We start from the raw sequence: 23485 nt of genomic DNA, 5'->3' as shown, positions 1-23485 counted from the left end.
TTTAAACTTTTTTTGAAATATCGGGATATTTATACATTATTTGTCATATTCGTGACGGCGCTTACATCCTCAGCATGAAAAAAGACATCATGATGATGTCTTTCCCTGCATATGATGAAACCAAACGGCTTTCATCGAGAGTGCCTGTTTATTTTACTAATGCAACTACTTCTATTTCTACAAGCGCATCTTTTGGAAGTCTTGCCACTTCCACGCATGAACGAGCTGGCTTATGTGTATGGAAATACTCACCGTACACTTCATTCACTTCAGCGAATTGTTCCATATCTTTGATGAAAACAGTAGCTTTCACGACTGTTTCAAAGGAAGCACCTGCTGCTTCAAGAACAGCCTCAAGATTACGGAATACTTGATGTGTTTGTTCTTTAATATCTCCATTAACAAAATCTCCAGCTGGGGTTAATGGAATCTGCCCTGAGCTGTAAAACATGTTATTGACAATAATTCCTTGAGAGTAAGGTCCAATGGCTGCTGGTGCATGTTTGGTTTGAACAACTTTTGTCATATCAATCTCTCCCATTCAAATACATGTTTAATTAAAACTTACGCTTTCGAATGAAAAAACTCGTGGAAATTGCCTTCATTGATCTCAATGATTTTTTGTTTCATATCAATAGTTGAAAGCTTTAACAACGAGACATATTCATCGACAAGACGTTCATCTACGCCTTCATCTTCTAAAAGAACACCGATCCCTGCAACATTTGCATTAAATTCCTCAAGCAAATTCATCATGCCGTTAATGGTTCCGCCCGCTTTCATAAAGTCATCAATGATCAACACATTGGAGCCTTTATCTAAGCTGCGCTTTGCAAGGGACATGGTTTGAATTCGGTTAGAAGAACCTGACGCATAATTAATACTGACAGTTGATCCTTCGGTTACCTTATTATCTTTTCTAACGATCACAACAGGCACATTTAAATAACCCGCAACAGAATAGGCAATTGGAATCCCCTTTGTCGCAACGGTCATGACGACATCAATCGCACGGTCCGCAAAGATGGTCGCAAACAGCTTACCGATTTTCGCAAGAATCGATGGATTGCCTAAAACATCGGTTAAATATAAATAACCGCCAGGAAGTACACGTTCAGGAGTTGATAATGCCTCTCCGATATCGTTTACTACGTCATCTGCTTCTTTTAGGTGAATTTTTGGAATATATTTCACTCCGCCAGCAGCGCCAGGTACAGTAAGCAATGTGCCGATTCCCTGCTGTTCGAAGGTCTGTTTGATAATCGTTAAGTCTTCACTAATGGAGGACTTTGCAGATTGATATCGCTCTGCAAAAAAAGTTAAAGGTACTAGTACGTGCGGGTGGGCTAACAAATAATTTGTTAAGTCCACCAATCTGCCGCTTCGACGAAACTTCATGAACTTACCCCCAGAACCCGAATAATTTATGAATAATATAACTTAATATACGGATTTAATCAAGGGCATTTTGTTCGCCGATCATGCGGACAGCGTATACTTGATCACAAAATCCTCTCAGTCCGTTATATATTCTTTGTACCTTCGATTCATATTGAATCAGGCCAAATACAGTTGGGCCGCTTCCACTCATTAATACAGCATCAGCACCGAAACGCTTCATCTGTCTTTTGATCATATCTACTTCCGGATACATCTTTAATGTCACAGACTCCAGAACGTTACCGAGTGAGCCGCACATCTCTTTATAATCTTTCGCTTCAATGGCTTCAATCATACGCTGTACATTTGGGTGTTCTACTTTGCTTGCGTCATATTGTCTATAAACTTCAGCTGTAGATACCCCAATCACCGGCTTCGCTAAAATCACCCAGCAATGCGGCGGTGTCGCGATATGCTTCAGTTTTTCTCCACGTCCTGTCGCTAGTGCTGTGCCTCCGTGTACACAAAAAGACACATCTGAGCCGATCTCCGCTCCAAGCTCAGCTAGTTCATCTAACGTGAGATTTAACTTCCACAAACGGTTTAAACCGCGAAGCGCTGCTGCAGCATCACTGCTGCCTCCAGCTAAACCTGCTGCCACAGGAATTGCTTTTGTGATGACAATCGATACTCCTTTTTGAATACCGAACCTTGTTTTGAGTAATTTAGCCGCCTGATAAGCCAAGTTACGCTGATCATCTGGCACAAATCGATTATGAGATGATACACGGATTTCATCTTTGTCCAGCTCCGTCAGCTCAAGTCGATCTGCAAGGTCTATTGTTGTCATCACCATCTCCACTTCGTGATATCCATCCGGTCTTTTTCCATGAACATCAAGTGAGAGATTAATTTTTGCCGGTGCTTTTTCTAAAATACGCAAACATTTCACCTACTTCTCCATCTAAACATAAGTATCAATATTGTATCACATTTGATGGATCTGATGAATATTGGCTTTTACGCCCAGCACACTGACTTTTTCAACAAAAAAAGCCAGAGACACCCGAGGTATCCCTGACCATTTTTCTATCGTTGATTCTCATCCTGAGCCATGTGCTGCTGAGCTAATTCGATGGCACGTTTGACCATATTACCTGCGTCACGTGCACGAATTTCTCCCCAGCCTCCATTTTTGACGGTATCATAAAATCCAAGATCCTTCGCCAGCTCGTATTTGAACTCATCTGACATAATGCCTCGGCGTCTACCCAAACGAAACAGCCCCTTTAGTCGAGAATTCGAATCAGTGCCACTGCTTTTGTGGCTTTCTTATTTTGTATCGAATCCTTTCTTTTACCCCTTTCAAAAAATGGACAGACTCCCATTCAGAAAAAAAGGCAAAACAAAAAGCAGTAAACAAAAAGTTCACTGCCCATTAATAGGCGACTGAGCTAGCGGCATCATCGAACGTTAATTCGACCGTCTCAGTCAGTATATCTGCATAACTGTAAGAAACTCTTTCAAACGAATTCTCATCTTGATCTAATTGAATCACAAATACAGAAGGGTACGTTTCAGCTAAAATGCCCGAACGCTCAATTGTTTTACGGCGGCCTCCGTTAGCCTTTAACGTCAAACGTTTACCTAAGTTACCATCAAGCGATCTTTTGATGTCGGACAAAGTCTTCGCCATTGCATCCACCTCACTGAGATAATTATACAACAACGGCCCATTTTTGTCAAATAAAAATTAAATTATATCAACCAACACGAGCCATTGTCAACAAAATAATTTTGACAAACTTCTACCTTTTCTCCTCCCTATTTTTCTCAAATTCCGGTGAATTATGTATCCATTTGAAATTTCTTTTTACACATAAAAAAAACCAGACTGAAATCAGTCGGGTTATGTCGATTCATGGTCTTTTTTATATGGCATACCTACCCTTAAAACACCCTTCGTCTCGATGCCTCCGAGACCTTTTTCTCTTGTTAATGTATTACGAAGTACATCCCACACATTGATTCGATCTACAAATGGAGTGAAGCTGATCTTCGCAACGATATAGACGGGGTCGAGCGCATGGATGTTCACTCGTGAAGGTGAGCTTGCAAAATTGGCACCTGCTTGGATCAATGATTCGAAATGAGATTGACAGGCACCAGCAAAGATCACAAGCTGATCTAAATGAGGAATTTTCTTTCTTGCTTTTTGAACCGTCTCAACGAAATGACGAGAATGGCGATAAGCACCGATATCATTTACGCCGCCTTTTTGCTTGGAATACGCATCATGCCCTGTAATGACCAAAATATCAGGCCGATATTGATCAAGTAACGAGTCAATCACGCTTGGCATTTTCTTCTCATGACAATGCACTCCGTACACAGGCACACCAATTCGTTCATATACATCTAAGCATTTCTTTAAGTATGAAGCATCTCCATCTAAATGAAGGACCTTTCCAGGCATGTGAAAATACTGCTCCTGATGCTGATATTGTCCAGAAGTATAATACTCTTGTTTTTCACGCAGCAGCTGATAATCCTGTCTTAGTAAGTCGAGCGATTCATTAATCTTCCGTTCGTCGTCCTTCTCCCTTGTCAGCTGCTCCTCTTTTTGAATCAAGACGAGATCCGACATCTTAGCATCAGCAATCAGCCTCACTTCATTCCCATGCAATATGGCAGTGGCTTCGTGCTGATCTGTCTCATCAATTCGAATGATTCGAAACATAATATCCATTTGATAGGATGCCCTCGTCACCATATCTCCTATTTGAAATTGCATGCTTTTCACTCCACAATCAGGCTCATATCCTGTTGGTATCGTCTTGCCCTAAACATATTCATCTTTCATATGTGCTGTTCTTTCTAGCCTATGCCTGAACAGTTGAAGTGGTGAAGAACAAAAGAAAAAAGCCCTTACGATAGGGCTTTTTGTAAAACATTCGACAATCTGGCAAATTCCTCAATGGATAATGATTCTCCGCGGCGCTTTCCATCAATATCTGCTGTTTGAAGAGCTTCCTCGATGATCGCTTTATGTTTTTTTCCATCAGGAAAATTGTTCATCAAATTATTCATCAATGTTTTCCGGCGCTGGCCAAAGCTCGCTCGGATCAATTGAAAGAAAAACGCATCATTTTCTACTGAGACAGCAGGCGTTTCACGAACAGTCAGCTTAATCACAGCCGAATCAACATTTGGCTGAGGAACAAAAACCGTTTTAGGCACAACCATCACCGTTTTTGCTTCCGTATAAAATTGAACTGCTATAGACAATGAATTGTATTCCTTTGATGAAGGGACAGCTGCCATACGATCTGCTACTTCTTTTTGCAGCATGACCACGATCCCTTTCAATGGAAGGTTTTCTTCAAGCAATTTCATAATAATCGGTGTTGTCACGTAATACGGAAGGTTGGCTACGACCATCACTTCTTTACAGTCAGCAAAATTTTCTTCGATGACCTTTCTCACATCCGCCTTTAATACATCTTGATGAATAATCGTGACATTATCATATGGAGAAAGCGTATCGTTTAAAATAGGCAATAAACGCTGATCGATTTCAAAAGCGGTGACTTTCTTTGCACGTTTAGCGAGCTGCTCTGTCAATGCGCCGATACCAGGCCCAATTTCAATGACGCCGGTCTCATCTGTAACCTCTGCGTGATCGACAATGCGATCTAAAATATTTGTATCAATTAAGAAGTTCTGCCCTAAGCTCTTTTTAAAAGAGAAACCGTACTTCTTCAGTATTTCCTTCGTTCTGACGGGTGTCGCAATATCTTTATTCATCGGCTTCCTCCTGCATGACGGTCTTTAAGGCCGCAATAAAATCATGTTTGGTTATTTGGAACATGTGAAGGCGCTTTTGCAGCTGCTTCGCATTGGTATATCCTATATTTAAAAGCACTCCTAGTCGTTCGCGGCGGCGTTTCGATGCTTCGCCTCCGATAAGGCCTGCGTCAAATAAGTCGTCTAATGTAATGTCACTTTCCGATTCTTCCATTTCTTCATGGACATGGGCAAGACATTCACGAATACTGTCCAAGGAAGCATGCTCGACACCAATTCCTTTATCCCGCTTCGCCTTCGCAAGATGCTTTGGCAAAAAAGCGTGCTTACAGCCAGGAACCGCCTCTGCGATGGTTTTACGGATCTTCTCACCAGGAAAATCAGGATCTGTTAAAATAATGACCCCTCTCGTCTCCTGAGCAAGACGCACTTGTTGTATGACTGTATCGCCAATGGCAGATCCGTTTGTTTCGATTGTATCTGCATCAACCGCCATCTTCACTCTGGCAGTGTCATCACGACCCTCCACCACAATGATTTCTTTGATTTTCATGTATTCCTCCGCTTGCAAAAACAATCTACATTTTTTGGTTAAAAAAACGAAACCTTTCATGCTGTTTTTGCGTCTAATTAATTAGAAAACAGTGCTTCTATTATAACCAAAAAAACAGAGGGTGCGCAAAGCCCTCTGTTCATATAAATGATTTGATGTGTTTATTTGAGCACTCTAATTTTCACTCGTTTATTTCCCCATTGATAAGCTGCCGACTTACTTGGGACGAACACATCAATTTTATTCCCTTTTATAGCAGATCCAGTGTCTGATGCAACGGCATAACCATAGCCTTCCACATATACTTTTGAGCCCAGCGGAATGACACTCGGATCAACTGCTATGACCTTTGCACCCGGATTCGCTTTTAAATCAAAACCTGTAGACGTTCTGCCCGTACATCCAGCACAGCTCGCTGTATAGGCTGTTGACGCCACATAAAATTCTTTTCCTGAAGACTCATTGCTTCGTGAAACCACAGGGGATGCTGTAGGCTCCTTTTTGGTCACTTGTGTACCAATAGCCACTAAACGGTCCTTACTATCTTTTTCGGTCACTTCTTTAATCAATTCTTTAGACACCACTTTGCCGTTTTCTTTCACAATGGCATAGTGCTTCTTCAATTTACCTTCTTCACCTTTTTTAAGTACCTTCTCTTTCCCTTTTTCAAGAGAATGGTCCTTTTTATGTTTGGTATCAAAAGCAATTTTCTCTTCCACTACATCGGTGACTTTTTCCACCCGAGTGATCTTTATATCTGCGCTCTTTTTAGAAAGGTTACTATGTAACGCAGGCTTGATCTTATCGTGCTTCTTGAGCTTCAGCTCTTGTTGCTTTAAAAAGTCAGCGACCGTAGTCGAAGTGGTCCACACTTTTTTATCTTTTCCTCCATCATTTAAGCTGACCTGGAAGGCCTGCTGAACCACAAGCTTCATATCTTTTGTTAACTTGTCATTCTTTCCTGGAGTGACTTGATCGTGCTTCCCGATATCTATCTTCTCATTCTTCAATAATGCTCCAACCGTCTGATCTGTTGTCCATATCGTTTTCTCTTTCCCAACTAGGGTCAGATGAACCGGTATAGCCGCATCATACACAATGTTCATATTGTCTTGAATCTTTGTATTTAGACTTGGAGAGATATGATCCTCCGCCTTGGTCCTTATGCCAAGGTCTGAAAGCAGCTGTGCTACTGTCTCTTCATGTGTACGAATTGTCTTCTCTTTACCATTGATTGAAATGGTAATAGACTGCTTAGTGAGCTCATGCGCACCGTAAGCCGTCCCAGTTCCAGCTAAAAGCAAGCAAACAACTAGTAATAAAACCTTGCCTTTTCCTAGCTTAACAGAAAACAGATTTTTCATTTTTTGTACGATGAAAAACGCCTCCTTCTCCTCGGAGAGATTATATAGAGTATCTCAAAACCTGTCAACCCTTCCACCCACTGTACAAAAATGCTCGATTGTAAACCTATTATGGGAGATTTATGGAAAGAAGGGAAGAAAGACTTATCGACAACTTATCCTATGAGGAGGCGCAAACGTGTAGAACTTTTTCGTTATGTTTCACAATTGGACAAGCTTAAACAAGGATTGACATCATATACTGTCAGTTTATACGGAAAACTTTTTTTGCATTTTTTGTTGTCAATTCGGCAAGCTCTTCAAAGCTGATTTCTCTCAGCTCCGCAATCTGTTCTGCGATATATTTGACATAACTTGGCTCGTTACGTTTCCCCCTAAATGGCACTGGCGTTAAGTATGGGCAGTCTGTTTCAATCAAAAGCCGGTCACTTGGTATCTCTTTTACAACTTCTTTTGGCTTTTTGGCATTTTTAAATGTCACGGGTCCACCGAATGAGATGTAAAAATTCATATCCATACACACTTTTGCAGTTTCTAAGCTGCCCGTAAAGCAGTGCATAATACCTCCAACCTCAGCTGCTCCCTCTTCCTTTAAAATCGTCACGACATCTTCCGTTGCGTCACGGTTATGAATAACAATTGGAAGATTCACTTCCTTCGCAAGAGCAATTTGGCGTCTAAAGACTTCCTTTTGTACATCTTTTGGTGACTTGTCCCAATAGTAATCCAGACCCATTTCTCCAATCGCAACCACTTTTTCGTGTTGAGATAAATCTTTAATCCAAGCCAAATCTTCATCTGTCATATCAATAGCATCGACTGGATGCCAGCCGATAGCTGCATATATGAAATCATACTCTTCAATTAATTCCATCGCTCTCGTAATTGTCGGACGGTCAAACCCCACCACCACGATTTTTTCAACTTTTTCACTTTTCGCTCTTTCGATCACCTGCTCTAAGTCTTCATTGTATTGTTCTGCATTTAAGTGGGCATGTGTATCAAATAACATTGTTGATTGCTCCTTTCGACAATTCTTCTAAAAAACAAAAGGTGTTCGACGAAATGTTACACGTGGAACACCTTTGTTGATTTATAAAATTTTTGTTCCATTTGCTAGAGATTGATCTACTTCAAGAACCTGCAATTTCCCGCCTGTTTCCCCAGTTAAAATCATTCCCTGGGAAATTTCCCCTCTGAGTTTAACTGGTGTAAGATTCGCTACGCAAACGAGCTTTTTCCCTACTAATTCCTCTGGTTGATAGTGCTTGGCAATCCCTGAGACTATTTGTCTTTTTTCAAATCCAAAATCAAGCTGAAGCTTTAAGAGACGATCCGCTTTCTTCACTGGGGCTACTTCCAATACCTGTGCAACTCGAAGATCGACTTTTGAGAAATCATCAAATGCAATTTCTGCTCCCAGCTCAGGTAATTCCGTTTCTTCGATTTCCACTTTCTCTTCTTCTACCTTAGGTGCACTTCCCTGCATTTTTTCTTTAATGTAGGCTACTTCTTCTTCAACCTCTAAACGCGGGAACAAAGGCTCGCCTTTTTGTACCGTCGCATGTTGAATTGCACCAAATGATAGGATACTATCCCAGCTTTTGAGCTTCTCTTCTTCAATTCCAAGCTGGAAGAAGATTTTCTCAGGTGTTTTCGTTAGGAATGGCGTTAAGAGGACTGCTGTGATTCGAAGTGATTCTGCTAAATGATACATAACAGAATGCAATTCTTTTCGTTTTGTTTCATCCTTTGCCAGCACCCATGGAGCTGTTTGATCAATATATTTATTGGTTCTGCTGATTAATGTCCAAACATTTGAAAGAGCCACAGAGAATTCAAGGTTTTCCATCGCCTCTTCATAGGCTTTGACGGTTTGCTCAGCGACTGCTTTCAGCTCTTCATCAAACTCATTAACAGGGCCCTTATAGCTGCTTAAAGTGCCGTCAAAATATTTTTGGACCATCGCAACTGTACGATTAAGCAAGTTACCTAAATCATTGGCAAGGTCATAGTTTACACGTTCCACGAATCCTTCTGGTGTAAACACACCATCCGCACCAAATGGTACTTCGCGAAGCAGATAATAACGGAGGGCATCGAGGCCATAGCGATCAATTAATGTGACCGGATCTACCACATTCCCTTTTGATTTAGACATTTTGCCATCTTTCATGAGCAGCCAGCCGTGTGCAAAAATTTGCTTCGGTAGAGGCAGATCTAATGCCATCAACATAATCGGCCAATAAATCGTATGGAAGCGTACAATTTCTTTTCCTACGAGATGTACGTTGGCAGGCCAATATTTTTTATATTTCTCATCTTGATCTGTTCCATAGCCAATCGCAGTTAAATAGTTGAATAACGCATCAATCCATACATAAATGACGTGTTTTGGATTGTTAGGAACTTTAATTCCCCAATCAAAGGTTGTTCTTGATACGGCTAAATCCTCTAAACCTGGTTTAATGAAGTTATTAATCATTTCATTCTTTCTTGATTCAGGCTGAATAAACGATGGATTCTTTTCGTAATAATCGAGCAAACGATCCGCATACTTACTCATACGAAAGAAATATGATTCCTCTTTAATTAATTCAACAGGGTGTCCGCTGTCAGGACTTTTCCCGCCAATGACTTCCCCTTTCTCATTACGCTCAACATCAACAAGCTGTGTTTCCGTATAGAATGTCTCATCAGGAATACTGTACCAGCCCTCATATTGATCTAAATAAATATCGCCTTGATCAAGAAGTTTTTGGAAGACCTGCTCGATGATTTTCGTATGTCTTTTTTCTGTTGTACGGATGAAGTCATCATTCGAAATGTCGAGTTTCTTCCATAATGATTTAATGTCTTCAACGACTGGATCTAAATACTCGATTGGTGTGATATTTTGTTCCTCAGCTTTTTGCTGAATTTTTTGTCCGTGCTCATCTGTACCCGTTAAATACATCACATCATAGCCTTGAAGACGTTTATAACGAGCCATAGCATCTCCTGCTACTGTCGTATAAGCATGTCCAATATGTAATTTTCCGCTCGGATAGTAAATAGGTGTGGTCAAATAAAACGTTTTTTTCTTTTCCGGCATGTCGGAACCTCCTGCGTGTGTGTAAATGTCAAAAACTCCCGCCCAATGGACGAGAGCGGTTATCATCATTACATGAAAATGTGTCAGATCAATTCATTTAATTTTGCACTTGTGCTTTCTCTATGATACCATCTTAGCCTTTAAGATCAAGCATATATACATAGAACGAGATGAAATGATCGAAAAAGATGAGTTTTTCGAAAAAAACGACAAACCCGTCGACATTTTGTCGAATATTGTCGTATGAAATCTATTTCCAGATTTACAATTGGCTAAATTAGGGCAAAAGTCTTGTTAATCTGAACTCGTCATTTCTTATATTTTCATAGAAAAAGCCTACAAAATCCTTATACAGCAGTAGTTTCAAGGTCTTTTGACTTTAAGAGTCATATTTTACAAACAATAGTAAACAAAATGATTGACGATTTATGGAAACCTTGTTATGCTAGGAATGTAAGGAATTTGTCGAATAATGACGAAGATAATATTATTTTAGTAATAAGAACTTTTTGGGAGGAGAATGAAGATGAAATCTACAGGTATTGTACGTAAAGTTGACGAATTAGGACGCGTGGTGATTCCAATCGAACTTCGCCGTACGCTAGGAATCGCTGAAAAAGACGCTTTGGAAATTTATGTTGATGATGAAAAAATTATCCTAAAAAAATATAAACCAAACATGACTTGCCAAGTAACAGGTGAAGTATCAGACGATAACCTTAAACTTGCTAATGGTAAATTAGTTCTTAGCCGTGAAGGTGCAGAGCAAATCATTAACGAAATCCAAAACCAACTTCAATCACAAAAATAAGTTTCATATAAAAAAGGTTCTTGCACCGTTTGCAAGAACCTTTCTTTATTGTTCAATATGATAGGCATCGTATATCGTGCGCTTTGGCACACCACGTTCGACAGCTGTACGTTTAATGGCTTCCTTCGACGTTAATCCTTCCTCTATGTAATGGATCACATGTTCTTTTTCAGATAAGGACGTCCACCATGCTTCTTCATTCATCTCTTCTTCAGCTTGATCATTTCCTTGCACTACAAGACAGAACTCACCCCGAATTTGATTCTCCGCTGCCCATGTCAGCACGGATTCTAAATCCCCACGAATAAACTCTTCGAATTTTTTCGTTAGTTCTCTCGTAATGGCGATGTTCCGATTTCCCCACACTTCCTTCATCAAAGTCAGCGTTTCTTTTAACCGATGAGGTGCTTCATAGAAAATGATCGTTTCTTGGCGTTTCTTCAAGGCTTCAAGCTGCTTTTTCTTTTCTTTTTTTTGACGGTCGAGAAAACCATAAAAGAAAAATGGCTGAGGCGCGATTCCTGATGCAATGAGTGCCGTTAGTGCAGCATTTGCGCCAGGTAACGGAATGACATAGCCTCCGATGCTAGTAAAATCTCGTACCACTTCAGCCCCTGGATCTGAAATCGTCGGTAAACCAGCATCACTCACGAGCGCGATACTTTTCCCTTCTTTTAGCCATTCGATTAACTTGTGGCCGCTGCTGTCTTTGTTATGCTCATGATAACTCGTTAAGGGTGTATCAATTTCGTATACATGACAAAGCTTTTTCGTTTGCCTTGTATCTTCTGCGGCAATATAGTCTACATCTTTTAACGTTTGTATCGCTCGGAACGTCATATCTTCTAGATTTCCAATCGGGGTTGGGACGAGATAAAGAATGCCCATGTCAGATTGACCATCAAAGCTTTTCTGTGTCTTTTTCATGTGCCGCCTCCTTTTCCATTCGCATTTCTTCTATATACATGTCTTTCTTTTTCCGTGTCCACGTTTTGAAACGATATTCTTGCTGCATGGCTTCTCTTTTGGTTGCAAAACATTCATGATAAAAAAGCTCAACCGGCCGTCTCGCTCTTGTATACTTTGCTCCTTTTCCACTATTGTGGGTCATCAATCTTTTTTGTAAATCATTTGTATAACCCGCATACAGGCTGCCATCTGCACATTTTAATACATAGAAGTAATGATTATGCTTCTCCATACAGTATCGTCCTGATTTCATCTGTATACTCCTGGTCTTCTCCATAAACAAAAAGAGGCGGGAGAATTTTCAGATCTGGTTTTCCATCTTTTATGCCCTCTACCAAGATGGTATTGGCTTCTTTCCCTTGTTTGGGATAAACAAATTGAATACGTTTTGGCTCAATTCGGTATTTCTTCATTAATTCCACAATCTCAAGCAGCCGTCCTGGTCGATGAACCATCGCCAGTTTTCCCCCTTGCTTTAGCAGCGTGGAAGAAACACGAATGACATCTTCTAATGTACAATGAATTTCATGCCGGGCAATTGCCAAATATTCATTTTCATTGATTTCATCCTTAGAAGGTGTTTTAAAATATGGCGGGTTACATGTAATCACATCAACTTTATGATTGCCGTAGCGTTCCGGTATATCATTCAAGTCACCATGAATCAATTCGATCTGGTGCGCAAGTTGATTATACTCCACACTTCTTTTGGCCATATCAAACAGCCGTTCTTGAATTTCAACACCCGTAATCGAGGCCTTAGATCGAGTCGAAAGCAGCAATGGCACAATGCCATTTCCGGTACAAAGGTCAATGATTTCCCCTTTTTGGATTGGCACATAAGCAAATTTAGCTAATAACACTGCGTCCAATGAAAAGGCAAACACAGTTTTACTTTGAATAATCTTCATATCTTCGGCGAGCAGGTAATCTAAACGTTCATCTTCTCTTAACGAAACCATGATGTATCCTTTCTTTTCCTGTGAAAAAGGCTTCCGATTCAGCGGAAGCCTTTTCTCATTTTTTATTTAAAAATGACAGACAGAACAAACAGTCTCCCTCTTTACGAATGCTCCCATAATGTACATTACAAATATGGAAGCCCTCCTGATATAATCGGGCCAGGTTATCATGACCTTCTCCTATATCAGAATGACTTGCCTTCTGGGCAGAATCATTCTCTGCCTCAGACGATTTGTCTCGATCGGACTGATCCAGACGTTCACGCAAGTGCTGATTCTCCATCTGCAGCTGATGATTTTCTTCAATCACTTCACCGATATGATTTTTCAAATCACCTAACTGGCGATAAAGAGAACCGATTTGTTCTTCTAAATTAATTACCGTATCAAATAGTTCCTTTTTATCCAAGGTGGCACACCTCGTTACTCAGTTGTTTGTGCAGATACAACGCCTTCTTGTAATAATTCTTCCCATGTATATTCTATCACTTTTTCTTGCCCAGTTAATTCAACTTGCAAAATTCGTTCTAAAATATTGAGCCCTACTACCTTTGCAGAGCCATTAGACGTCTGAATCGTTTCGCCGATATCCGGTAATTGTTCCTTCGCTGTTTCATACTCATCATTCTCATATTTCAAGCAGCACATCAAACGGCCGCATAGTCCTGAAATTTTTGTAGGATTTAACGATAGATTTTGATCCTTTGCCATCTTAATCGACACTGGTTCAAAATCTCCTAAGAATGTCGAACAGCAGAGCATTCGCCCGCAAGGACCAATGCCTCCAAGCATTTTTGCCTCGTCTCTTACACCAATCTGGCGAAGTTCAATTCTCGTTTTGAAGATTGATGCAAGATCCTTCACTAGCTCACGGAAATCAACTCTGCCATCTGCTGTGAAGTAGAAGATGACCTTGTTGCGGTCAAATGTAAACTCAACATCGACTAGTTTCATTTCCAGCCCATGTTCACTTACCTTCTGAAGACATGTATCAAAGGCTGTCATCGCTGCTTCTTTGTTTTCCTCAACGATGAGCCGGTCTCGTTCGTCTGCTACACGAATGACTTTACGCAGAGGGAGAACCACATCGTGTTCATCTACTTTTTTGTTGGCGATGACCACTTGTCCGTACTCAACCCCTCTGACTGTTTCTACAATGACACAACTATCATTTTCTATATGAAATCCATTAGGATCGAAATAATAGATTTTGCCCGCTTTTTTAAAGCGAACACCAATTACGTTGTACAAGCTTATCCCTCCTGCAACATCAACACCAATTGCTCCATCAGCCCTTGGGCATTCACGTTGGATTGAAGTCTCTTTTTCGCTTCTAATACAGCAAGGATCTGGCTGGTCACCATCTGCTGTGTGGAATGCAGCGCATGCTGCTTCATTGTCTGGAATAAGTCTTGATAAATGACTTTATCTTCATTTCCTATTTGAATTGACAATACATCACGATATATAAATAAAAGCATATCCAGACCTGTTTCTTGAAGGTCTTTCTCTTTGAAAAAAGGCATCCATTGATCCTGTATATAAAAAAATGCATGTTCTTTTCGCTGGTGTAAGACTTCATACAATTTTATCACTTTCGCTCTAGACTCTGCAAACTGATCATTTCGACTTAATTCGAGTGCTTCTGCTAAATTATTGGTTAAATTCGACAAAAGCCTTGCGAGATGCTGAGATACGCCTTCTTGTAAAAGCTGCTGCTCCAAGGATTGTGGCTGCAGCGGCTGAAAGCTGAGCATCTGACATCTTGAAATAATCGTATCCAGCATTTTATGCGATTGCTCAGTGATTAAAACCGCCATCGTTTCCCGATTGGGCTCCTCTAGGAACTTCAATAAACTGTTCGCGGCATTGACCGTCATTTTGTCCGCATGAAGAATAATATACATTTTCCGGTGAGATTCTACACCCGCTTTTGTAAATTCCTCCTGCAGTGCCTGCACTTGCGCCTTCTTAATTGATTGGCCATCGGGCTGCACAAGATGTAAATCGGGATGGTTTCCTGATGCAATCCTTTTGCAGTTTTGACAGGATTCACATGGTTTCACTCCTGATTCCAAACAAAAAAAGCTCTTAGCCAACAGCATCGCTGCATCCAGCTTACCGGTTCCTTTTTTCCCTTCAAATAAGTAGGCATGCGCAAGTCGGTCTTTTTCAATACTATTAAAAATCAGCCGCATGACGCGCGGCTGCAAATCATTCATGTCATCCCAGCTAATTGCCATGTTATCACTCTCTATGTGTAAAGGTTAATCAATAAACCTTTTATTTCTCCAATACGTTCAAGCAAATCAATAGATGGTTTCTCTTGGTCCATCATTTCCTCGGTTAATTCAATCAGCTTCTCATCTAAGGCTTTGACTAAAGCAAGTGTACGTGTGTTGCCATAAATGTCAAAGCTCCTTGATGTTTCTATATTTAATCCATTATCGACTGTCTCTTTCACAAAGCGCTTCACCAGTCCTTTAAACCTAGCCAAATCCTTTAGGTTTCGTGACTTCGCTAGCTTTTTACCGAACACTTCGATATCACTGAGCATGACCGTCAGCTGTTCTAAGCGCAGTTTGCCGCTTTGCGTCTCCATCGAAGCTTTAAAGGAAGCAGATGTTTGGTTTCCTTTCAATGCTTGAAGTTCACGCTTTTCTAGACGCAGTCGCATATCTTGATTAATTTTCACAGCAACCCATCCTTAAAATTGATGAAATTGTTCAACTGGCAGAATAAAAACAGTAGCTCCGCCAACTTCAACCTCAACAGGGTATGGTACGTATGAATCTGCATTTCCACCCATTGGGGATACAGGCGCGATCATTTGATCACGTTTACGGCAATTTTCTTTTATAAGCTGTAATGCTTTATCCACTCGGACATCATCACAACCAATAATAAAAGTCGTATTCCCAGACTTTAAAAACCCACCAGTTGAAGCTAATTTTGTCACGCCGAAATGATGTTCAGTCAATATTTTCAACAACTTGCTGCTATCTTGGTCCTGTACAACGGCAACAATTAATTTCATTTGATTGGCCTCCTTTATTTTAGGCACAGATGACATGCCGATGTCTTCCTCTATATTATAACAACGATTGGGAATTAGGTCATATTTGATTTTGCTTTAATGTGTCCTGAATTAATTGGAGGACTTCTTCATAGACAGCCTGCATCGGCTGAGACGCATCCACTACACGGAATCGTTCTGGTGATTGTGCAATAAGCAGTTCATAGCCTTCTCTGACCAGCTGGTGGAAATTCAGCGTCTCCATGTCTAATCTATTCTTTTCTCTTCCCTGGTTGGCATCAATTCGCTTTAGCCCTTCCTCAGGTGTAATAGAAAAATAAATGGTCATTTGCGGCATCGTGCCATTAATAGCAAAATCGTTAATTGATTTTACTGCTTCAATCCCAAGCCCTCTCGCATAGCCTTGATAAGCAAGGGAGCTATCAACAAAACGATCACATAAAACTGTCTGCCCGCGCTTTAATGCCGGTTCTACCTTCTCAGCCAAATGCTGCCTTCTTGCGGCTGCATATAGCAAAGCTTCTGTTTTCGCGTCCATTTTTGTGTTTTTTTCATTTAAAATGACTTCACGAATCTGTTCTGCAATGTCAATGCCGCCAGGCTCACGTGTCGCCATCACTTCATATCCTTGGCGTTCCATTTCTTCATACACTTTTCGAATCACTGTCGTTTTTCCGGCACCCTCTGGCCCTTCAAACGTAATAAACATACCGCTCATAGTGTCTCCTCTTCTATATAAACATATAATTTTCTCTGATGAATCACCTGACTCGCTTGAACATGAACCTGATGTCCAAGCAAACGGCTTAAAGCCGCGATTTGATCGCTTTCAATACATTCTCCCTTAACGATCAAAGGAATACCCGGTGGATAAGGAATAACCGATTCTGCACTAATCCGGCCTGCTGCATGTTCAAATGGGACGGCTTCTATATCCTCTCTATGCTCATTGTTTTCAATAGCCAGTGCCTCTCTTTGGATATGATCTTTTCCTTTGAGAAATGAATTGCTTTGATTAAGGGCCTGCTCTATTCGGTTAAAAGGAATATCCTTCTTCTGTTCTAAACCAAAGACAAGTAAAACCTGATGTTCGTCCGCAAGCTCTGGGTGAACCTCCACTGATTCAAGCACTCGTTTTAGTTCATAACCCGTCAGCCCTTTTGTTGATCGAATCAGACATTTTAATGGATCGTTAAAAAGCAATTCAGACTGGACTACTTCAAGCTGAGGTATACGGTTGAACTCATTTTTCAGCTCTGCCAGCCCTTTCATCATTCCATCCAGGATCTCTTTTTTCTTGATCTCCTCGACATAGGCCCTTGCCACATCTAATGAGGCCATAATTGGATAGGATGGAGAACTGCTTTGAAGCATCGTGAGGAATGTTTTCAAACGTTTTGCATCCATTCGTCCCCCCTGAAGATGAAGGTAGGAACCCATCGTCATGGCTGGAAGGGTTTTATGTGCTGATTGTACCACCACGTCAGCTCCATAGGAAAGAGCAGATGGAGGAAAAGCGCCGCCTAATACAAAATGTGCACCATGTGCCTCATCAACCAAAACGATCATGCCTGCTTCGTGGCACATGTGAATCAGTTTTGATAAATCAGCTGCATGACCATAGTAGTTCGGATAAGTCAAAACGATCGCCCGGCAATTAGGATGTTTGGCTATGGCTTTTTTGACTGTTTCATCTGTCACATGTGTTGGAACATGTAGATGTTGATCTATCTCAGCTTCTACCATAATAGGCATTGCTCCTGCAAGCTCAATCGCATGGTAAACAGACTTATGACAATTTCGCTGGACAAAAATCTCATCTCCCGCACGACAGGCTGTCATCACCATCGCTAAATTTCCGACAGTTGTCCCATTCACAAGGAAAAAGCTTTGATCTGATCCATATAGCTTTGCCAATAAATGTTCAGCCTCTTGAATCACACCAGTTGGATGATGAAGATCATCTAATCCTTCAAGCTCTGTTACATCCAGCTGAAGAATTGAGTCATAATAAGTCCGTGCCTCATCAAAAAAGACATCTCCATTGTGATGTCCTGGAACGTGGAAAGAATAAGGTTTCTTTTCCGCATGTTGTACTAATGCTGTATATAAAGGTGTTTTCAAACAAATCGATCCTTTTCACTTTCGATATCTTATGTCTATTATAACGTTCATACAAGGGAACCGAAAGATGGATTCTCATTCCTTTATTGGCTGGTGATTTGTCAGCTGCTGTTCTGCCTCAAACATGCTGTTTTTCAATTGAGCACGCTCTTGGCTTCCATGCTCTTTCACCTGTAACGTTTCCTGTAAGGTTTCTGCTAATTGGCGTTGAACCTTTTTCAACGTATCTATAGGTGCAAAAGCTGCTTCTTCAAGAAGTTCTCCCTGTTGCTTTGATACCTTTTCGTATGTTTTTTGGATACGATTCTGAAGAGCTGAATTGGCACGCTGCTGAATATGCGTTAACGCAATCGACATTTGGTTGATCCATAGAGGAATGGATGCAGAAACAGTTGATTGAATGTGATTGGCCAATGTATGATTCGTATGCTGGATCATTCGAATTTGGGCATTACATTGCAACGCAATTTGCCGGCTTAACAGCAAATCATATTTCCGTTCCTTCAACCTCTCCCTATACTCTTCTGCATTGAATTCCTGACTCATCAATTGCTCCTCTATAGTCCGATTACCAATATGCTGCGTTTCTGATATGATCTGCTTTTCTAAAGTTGTCATTTTCGCTTCAACTGCTGCAACCTGCATCGTCATCTCTTGGAAATAAGTTTGATTTTCTTCAAATAAACGCTCTAATAACATATGATCCGAGATTAATCCGCCTTTTGCATAACGAAGTCTTGCTGATAATCTCTCGATCTGTGATTTTGCATGTTGAAAACGCGATATGATTTCCTGAGTAGAACGCTTCTCCCGCTGAAACAACTTCAAAAAAAAGCCCTGCTTCTTTGGCAATAAATCCTCAGGTTCTACTATATGCAGCTGGTGCAAAAAGGCCTCAAGCACATCTCCTATTTGATCGATATCTTTTTTCTCAACATATTTCATCATTTGTTGTGATTGTTCCAATAATCGTTCCTGAACACGTGTACCATAGAAAAGCAGCTTTTGCGGATTGTCAGGGATCTGCTCGGCACGCTGTATGGCTTCTTGTTTCTCCTCATCAGATAAGGTATCAAACACCCGAAACTGAAGATCTGTAGTGGAAGCAGTTGATGATCGGATGTGATCTTCTGGTTTCATTGCGTTTGACTCCTTTCATTATTTCTTTATCATTTTATCTGCCACTTCAAGCTCAATATGAAGAGCTTCTATGTCTCTTCCTAATACTTGCTGCAAATCATTCGTCAATTGCTTTTGCAGCTCTGTCAGCGTCACTCGAGTTTGGCTAAGTGTCATTTCCAGCTCATGACTGCGATCAGGCTGATTATACAATAGTGCATATTTTTCAGTTAGTTCAACAACAGAATCCAAGCTTTCGAAATAAAAATGCTGTGCATCATAAAACCGAGTCGGCTCTTTTTTTGTAATCGTATAGATTCGTCGTGCAAGTCTGAGAATTTCATAATTATGTTTGATCGTTTGTACGTTTTTCACAGCAAATAAAGCTTTCTTTAAACGTACAAGCTTTTGTCCTGCTTCTTTTAAATGCTGTTTGATATATACATAATCACTACGAGACAGTCCGTGTTTCTTTAAAAACAACTGGAAAGCAACCCACCTGCTCCCTGCAAACATCACGCTCCACCCTATCATCGCATACAGTATCGATAATCCAACATGATGATGGAAAACCCCAATACTGACGGTTAAAATCACAAGCGAAAAAAAAGTAGAGAGGATGGCCCATATAAATGTATAAAAAATTGATTTCATGTTCATCGACTCCTATGAATAATCAGGCTCTCTGTTTATCTTATTATTAATTACGGATGATGTCCAAACTAAGTTCCAAAAAACAGGCCCAATCCTTCATGGCTCATAAAAAAAGACCATCTAATGGTCTATGAATACAAAGGTGGCGTATGAAGATTTTTAAGCTTTCTAACATAATCGGCATAGCTGGGATCCGAGGTCGATGTAGAAATTAACTTTCGCTCACATTCTCGGCACAAAAACTGATGATATAAATAAATTCCCTTTGTTTTTTTCTCTTCACAAATCAAACAAATCGCTTCTCGCTCTTTTTTGCTCATTGTGACACCTCCACTTATAGCTTCAGTATGCCCTAGTGCTTTCAATTGTATACAAAATTAAGAATGTTTTAGATGGTAGTTTAGTATATGTATCCATGTCAGATCGAGTGTTTGTTCCTTTTCTTAAAAAACAAAAAAGACCAGTTCCGACTGGAACTGATCCTGATAGAAGCTTGGCGGCGTCCTACTCTCACAGGGGGAAACCCCCAACTACCATCGGCGCTGAAGAGCTTAACTTCCGTGTTCGGTATGGGAACGGGTGTGACCTCTTCGCTATCGCCACCAAACCTGATGGAGAGAATGTTCTCTCAAAACTAGATAACAATGTTCATGCTTCACAAATGAATATAGGTTAAGTCCTCGATCTATTAGTATCTGTCAGCTCCACGTGTCACCACGCTTCCACCTCAGACCTATCAACCTGATCATCTTTCAGGGATCTTACTTCCTTGCGGAATGGGAAATCTCATCTTGAGGGGGGCTTCATGCTTAGATGCTTTCAGCACTTATCCCGTCCGCACATAGCTACCCAGCGATGCCCTTGGCAGAACAACTGGTACACCAGCGGTGCGTCCATCCCGGTCCTCTCGTACTAAGGACAGCTCCTCTCAAATTTCCTGCGCCCGCGACGGATAGGGACCGAACTGTCTCACGACGTTCTGAACCCAGCTCGCGTACCGCTTTAATGGGCGAACAGCCCAACCCTTGGGACCGACTACAGCCCCAGGATGCGATGAGCCGACATCGAGGTGCCAAACCTCCCCGTCGATGTGGACTCTTGGGGGAGATAAGCCTGTTATCCCCGGGGTAGCTTTTATCCGTTGAGCGATGGCCCTTCCATGCGGAACCACCGGATCACTAAGCCCGACTTTCGTCCCTGCTCGACTTGTAGGTCTCGCAGTCAAGCTCCCTTGTGCCTTTACACTCTGCGAATGATTTCCAACCATTCTGAGGGAACCTTTGGGCGCCTCCGTTACATTTTAGGAGGCGACCGCCCCAGTCAAACTGCCCACCTGACACTGTCTCCCTGCCCGATAAGGGCAGCGGGTTAGAAGGTCAATACAGCCAGGGTAGTATCCCACCGATGCCTCCACCGAAGCTAGCGCTCCGGTTTCCAAGGCTCCTACCTATCCTGTACAAGCTGTACCAACATTCAATATCAGGCTGCAGTAAAGCTCCACGGGGTCTTTCCGTCCTGTCGCGGGTAACCTGCATCTTCACAGGTACTATAATTTCACCGAGTCTCTCGTTGAGACAGTGCCCAGATCGTTGCGCCTTTCGTGCGGGTCGGAACTTACCCGACAAGGAATTTCGCTACCTTAGGACCGTTATAGTTACGGCCGCCGTTTACTGGGGCTTCAATTCGCACCTTCGCTTACGCTAAGCGCTCCTCTTAACCTTCCAGCACCGGGCAGGCGTCAGCCCCTATACTTCGCCTTACGGCTTCGCAGAGACCTGTGTTTTTGCTAAACAGTCGCCTGGGCCTATTCACTGCGGCTTCTCGGGGCTTTAACACCCTAAGAAGCACCCCTTCTCCCGAAGTTACGGGGTCATTTTGCCGAGTTCCTTAACGAGAGTTCTCTCGATCACCTTAGGATTCTCTCCTCGCCTACCTGTGTCGGTTTGCGGTACGGGCACCTCTCACCTCGCTAGAGGCTTTTCTTGGCAGTGTGGAATCAGGAACTTCGCTACTAAATTTCGCTCGCCATCACAGCTCAGCCTTTACGGGAAACGGATTTGCCTATTTCCCAGCCTAACTGCTTGGACGCGGATATCCAATACCGCGCTTACCCTATCCTCCTGCGTCCCCCCATTGCTCAAATGGTGAGGAGGTGGTACAGGAATATCAACCTGTTGTCCATCGCCTACGCCTTTCGGCCTCGGCTTAGGTCCCGACTAACCCTGAGCGGACGAGCCTTCCTCAGGAAACCTTAGGCATTCGGTGGACGGGATTCTCACCCGTCTTTCGCTACTCATACCGGCATTCTCACTTCTAAGCGCTCCACCAGTCCTTCCGGTCTGGCTTCACAGCCCTTAGAACGCTCTCCTACCACTGTTCGTAAGAACAGTCCGCAGCTTCGGTGATACGTTTAGCCCCGGTACATTTTCGGCGCAGAGTCACTCGACCAGTGAGCTATTACGCACTCTTTAAATGGTGGCTGCTTCTAAGCCAACATCCTGGTTGTCTAAGCAACTCCACATCCTTTTCCACTTAACGTATACTTTGGGACCTTAGCTGGCGGTCTGGGCTGTTTCCCTTTCGACTACGGATCTTATCACTCGCAGTCTGACTCCCAAGGATAAGTCATCGGCATTCGGAGTTTGACTGAATTCGGTAACCCGGTAGGGGCCCCTAGTCCAATCAGTGCTCTACCTCCGAGACTCTTACCTTGAGGCTAGCCCTAAAGCTATTTCGGAGAGAACCAGCTATCTCCAGGTTCGATTGGCATTTCACCCCTACCCACACCTCATCCCCGCACTTTTCAACGTGCGTGGGTTCGGGCCTCCATTCAGTGTTACCTGAACTTCACCCTGGACATGGGTAGATCACCTGGTTTCGGGTCTACGACCACGTACTCATGCGCCCTATTCAGACTCGCTTTCGCTGCGGCTCCGCATCTTCTGCTTAACCTTGCACGGGATCGTAACTCGCCGGTTCATTCTACAAAAGGCACGCCATCACCCGTTAACGGGCTCTGACTACTTGTAGGCACACGGTTTCAGGATCTATTTCACTCCCCTTCCGGGGTGCTTTTCACCTTTCCCTCACGGTACTGGTTCACTATCGGTCACTAGGGAGTATTTAGCCTTGGGAGATGGTCCTCCCGGATTCCGACGGAATTTCACGTGTTCCGCCGTACTCAGGATCCACTCTGGAGAGAACAACATTTCAGTTACAGGGCTGTTACCTTCTTTGGCGGGCCTTTCCAGACCTCTTCGCTTATATCGTTCCTTTGTAACTCCGTATAGAGTGTCCTACAACCCCAAGAGGCAAGCCTCTTGGTTTGGGCTGTTCCCGTTTCGCTCGCCGCTACTCAGGGAATCGCATTTGCTTTCTCTTCCTCCGGGTACTTAGATGTTTCAGTTCCCCGGGTATGCCTTCTCATACTCTATGTATTCAAGTATGGATACTACTCCATTACGAGCAGTGGGTTTCCCCATTCGGAAATCTCCGGATCAAAGCTTGCTTACAGCTCCCCGAAGCATATCGGTGTTCGTCCCGTCCTTCATCGGCTCCTAGTGCCAAGGCATCCACCGTGCGCCCTTTCTAACTTAACCATTTCTTACTTT

General features: G+C 42.2%; 25 protein-coding genes and 2 rRNA genes. 1 reads left to right on the top strand and 26 read right to left on the bottom strand.

Features of this window, described 5'->3' with window-relative positions; all coding sequences use genetic code 11:
- Positions 1–148: 148 nt before the first annotated feature.
- The 11 genes from ridA to metG form a co-directional block, all read right to left on the bottom strand.
- Positions 149–526 carry a 2-iminobutanoate/2-iminopropanoate deaminase gene (gene ridA / locus NSQ72_RS00310; RefSeq protein WP_024425639.1) on the bottom strand — a complete coding sequence of 126 codons (378 nt, stop codon included), beginning with the start codon at positions 524–526 and terminating at the stop codon, positions 149–151.
- 38 nt (positions 527–564) lie between these two features.
- On the bottom strand, positions 565–1398 hold the full coding sequence (purR, locus tag NSQ72_RS00305; protein WP_024425638.1) for a pur operon repressor: 834 nt from the start codon (positions 1396–1398) through the stop codon (positions 565–567).
- A gap of 55 nt (positions 1399–1453) precedes the next feature.
- Complete coding sequence (ispE, locus tag NSQ72_RS00300) at positions 1454–2323, bottom strand: 4-(cytidine 5'-diphospho)-2-C-methyl-D-erythritol kinase (RefSeq protein ID WP_019743558.1); 870 nt, start codon at positions 2321–2323, stop codon at positions 1454–1456.
- 146 nt (positions 2324–2469) lie between these two features.
- Entirely contained in the window at positions 2470–2655 is a 186-nt protein-coding gene (locus tag NSQ72_RS00295; protein ID WP_012008653.1) for a small, acid-soluble spore protein, alpha/beta type, read from the bottom strand.
- A 163-nt stretch (positions 2656–2818) separates the two neighbouring features.
- Positions 2819–3076, bottom strand: coding sequence for a biofilm formation stimulator Veg (gene veg / locus NSQ72_RS00290; RefSeq protein ID WP_024425637.1), 258 nt, complete (start codon positions 3074–3076; stop codon positions 2819–2821).
- A gap of 213 nt (positions 3077–3289) precedes the next feature.
- Positions 3290–4174, bottom strand: a complete 885-nt coding sequence (gene yabG / locus NSQ72_RS00285; RefSeq protein ID WP_024427198.1) for a sporulation peptidase YabG — start codon at positions 4172–4174, stop codon at positions 3290–3292.
- Positions 4175–4308: 134 nt separating this feature from the next.
- Positions 4309–5187: a 16S rRNA (adenine(1518)-N(6)/adenine(1519)-N(6))-dimethyltransferase RsmA gene (rsmA, locus tag NSQ72_RS00280; RefSeq protein WP_039175905.1), complete on the bottom strand. Its 879-nt coding sequence runs from the start codon at positions 5185–5187 to the stop codon at positions 4309–4311.
- Entirely contained in the window at positions 5180–5740 is a 561-nt protein-coding gene (gene rnmV / locus NSQ72_RS00275; protein ID WP_017359323.1) for a ribonuclease M5, read from the bottom strand. Before rnmV ends, rsmA begins: the two co-directional genes overlap by 8 nt.
- 161 nt (positions 5741–5901) lie before the next feature.
- Positions 5902–7104: a G5 and 3D domain-containing protein gene (locus NSQ72_RS00270; RefSeq protein WP_144468213.1), complete on the bottom strand. Its 1203-nt coding sequence runs from the start codon at positions 7102–7104 to the stop codon at positions 5902–5904.
- A 244-nt stretch (positions 7105–7348) separates the two neighbouring features.
- On the bottom strand, positions 7349–8116 hold the full coding sequence (locus NSQ72_RS00265; RefSeq protein WP_039175897.1) for a TatD family hydrolase: 768 nt from the start codon (positions 8114–8116) through the stop codon (positions 7349–7351).
- Positions 8117–8197: 81 nt separating this feature from the next.
- Positions 8198–10198, bottom strand: coding sequence for a methionine--tRNA ligase (metG, locus tag NSQ72_RS00260; RefSeq protein ID WP_144468215.1), 2001 nt, complete (start codon positions 10196–10198; stop codon positions 8198–8200).
- A 520-nt stretch (positions 10199–10718) separates the two neighbouring features.
- On the opposite strand from metG, the gene NSQ72_RS00255 reads away from it, so the two are divergent.
- Entirely contained in the window at positions 10719–11009 is a 291-nt protein-coding gene (locus NSQ72_RS00255; protein ID WP_087975202.1) for an AbrB/MazE/SpoVT family DNA-binding domain-containing protein, read from the top strand.
- A gap of 45 nt (positions 11010–11054) precedes the next feature.
- Here NSQ72_RS00255 and rsmI read toward each other — a convergent pair whose 3' ends face one another.
- From rsmI to NSQ72_RS00180, 15 genes are all read right to left on the bottom strand, one after another.
- The gene (gene rsmI, locus NSQ72_RS00250) at positions 11055–11936 is read right to left on the bottom strand and encodes a 16S rRNA (cytidine(1402)-2'-O)-methyltransferase (protein ID WP_126681985.1); all 882 of its coding nucleotides are present in this window, start codon (positions 11934–11936) and stop codon (positions 11055–11057) included.
- Positions 11911–12210, bottom strand: coding sequence for a GIY-YIG nuclease family protein (locus NSQ72_RS00245; RefSeq protein WP_039175889.1), 300 nt, complete (start codon positions 12208–12210; stop codon positions 11911–11913). Before NSQ72_RS00245 ends, rsmI begins: the two co-directional genes overlap by 26 nt.
- Positions 12197–12940: a tRNA1(Val) (adenine(37)-N6)-methyltransferase gene (locus NSQ72_RS00240; protein ID WP_126681986.1), complete on the bottom strand. Its 744-nt coding sequence runs from the start codon at positions 12938–12940 to the stop codon at positions 12197–12199. Before NSQ72_RS00240 ends, NSQ72_RS00245 begins: the two co-directional genes overlap by 14 nt.
- A 55-nt stretch (positions 12941–12995) precedes the next feature.
- Positions 12996–13349 carry a DNA replication initiation control protein YabA gene (gene yabA / locus NSQ72_RS00235; protein WP_039175883.1) on the bottom strand — a complete coding sequence of 118 codons (354 nt, stop codon included), beginning with the start codon at positions 13347–13349 and terminating at the stop codon, positions 12996–12998.
- A 14-nt stretch (positions 13350–13363) separates the two neighbouring features.
- Positions 13364–14191, bottom strand: coding sequence for a PSP1 domain-containing protein (locus tag NSQ72_RS00230; protein ID WP_024425628.1), 828 nt, complete (start codon positions 14189–14191; stop codon positions 13364–13366).
- Positions 14192–14193: 2 nt separating this feature from the next.
- Positions 14194–15183, bottom strand: a complete 990-nt coding sequence (holB, locus tag NSQ72_RS00225) for a DNA polymerase III subunit delta' (protein WP_024427206.1) — start codon at positions 15181–15183, stop codon at positions 14194–14196.
- Positions 15184–15194: 11 nt separating this feature from the next.
- Positions 15195–15635, bottom strand: coding sequence for a YaaR family protein (locus tag NSQ72_RS00220; protein WP_039175878.1), 441 nt, complete (start codon positions 15633–15635; stop codon positions 15195–15197).
- Positions 15636–15647: 12 nt separating this feature from the next.
- Positions 15648–15977: a cyclic-di-AMP receptor gene (locus NSQ72_RS00215; RefSeq protein ID WP_024425625.1), complete on the bottom strand. Its 330-nt coding sequence runs from the start codon at positions 15975–15977 to the stop codon at positions 15648–15650.
- A gap of 79 nt (positions 15978–16056) precedes the next feature.
- A complete protein-coding gene (gene tmk, locus NSQ72_RS00210) occupies positions 16057–16695 on the bottom strand; it encodes a dTMP kinase (protein ID WP_064498585.1) in 639 nt (212 codons plus the stop codon).
- Entirely contained in the window at positions 16692–18101 is a 1410-nt protein-coding gene (locus tag NSQ72_RS00205; RefSeq protein WP_106025923.1) for an aminotransferase class I/II-fold pyridoxal phosphate-dependent enzyme, read from the bottom strand. The genes tmk and NSQ72_RS00205 overlap by 4 nt, the downstream gene beginning before the upstream one ends.
- 75 nt (positions 18102–18176) lie before the next feature.
- Positions 18177–19241 carry a toxic anion resistance protein gene (locus tag NSQ72_RS00200; protein WP_106025922.1) on the bottom strand — a complete coding sequence of 355 codons (1065 nt, stop codon included), beginning with the start codon at positions 19239–19241 and terminating at the stop codon, positions 18177–18179.
- A gap of 18 nt (positions 19242–19259) precedes the next feature.
- Complete coding sequence (locus tag NSQ72_RS00195) at positions 19260–19874, bottom strand: 5-bromo-4-chloroindolyl phosphate hydrolysis family protein (RefSeq protein ID WP_106025921.1); 615 nt, start codon at positions 19872–19874, stop codon at positions 19260–19262.
- Between the two features lie 128 nt (positions 19875–20002).
- Complete coding sequence (locus tag NSQ72_RS00190; protein WP_024425620.1) at positions 20003–20194, bottom strand: sigma factor G inhibitor Gin; 192 nt, start codon at positions 20192–20194, stop codon at positions 20003–20005.
- Positions 20195–20365: 171 nt separating this feature from the next.
- Positions 20366–20481: ribosomal RNA gene (gene rrf / locus NSQ72_RS00185) — 5S ribosomal RNA — on the bottom strand.
- Between the two features lie 61 nt (positions 20482–20542).
- A 23S ribosomal RNA gene (locus NSQ72_RS00180) occupies positions 20543–23473 on the bottom strand.
- Between the last annotated feature and the right edge of the window lie 12 nt (positions 23474–23485).

This window comes from Bacillus sp. FSL R5-0659, from assembly GCF_038008785.1.
Lineage (GTDB): Bacteria > Bacillota > Bacilli > Bacillales > Bacillaceae > Bacillus > Bacillus safensis.
This window is presented reverse-complemented; position numbering and strand designations above follow the sequence as displayed.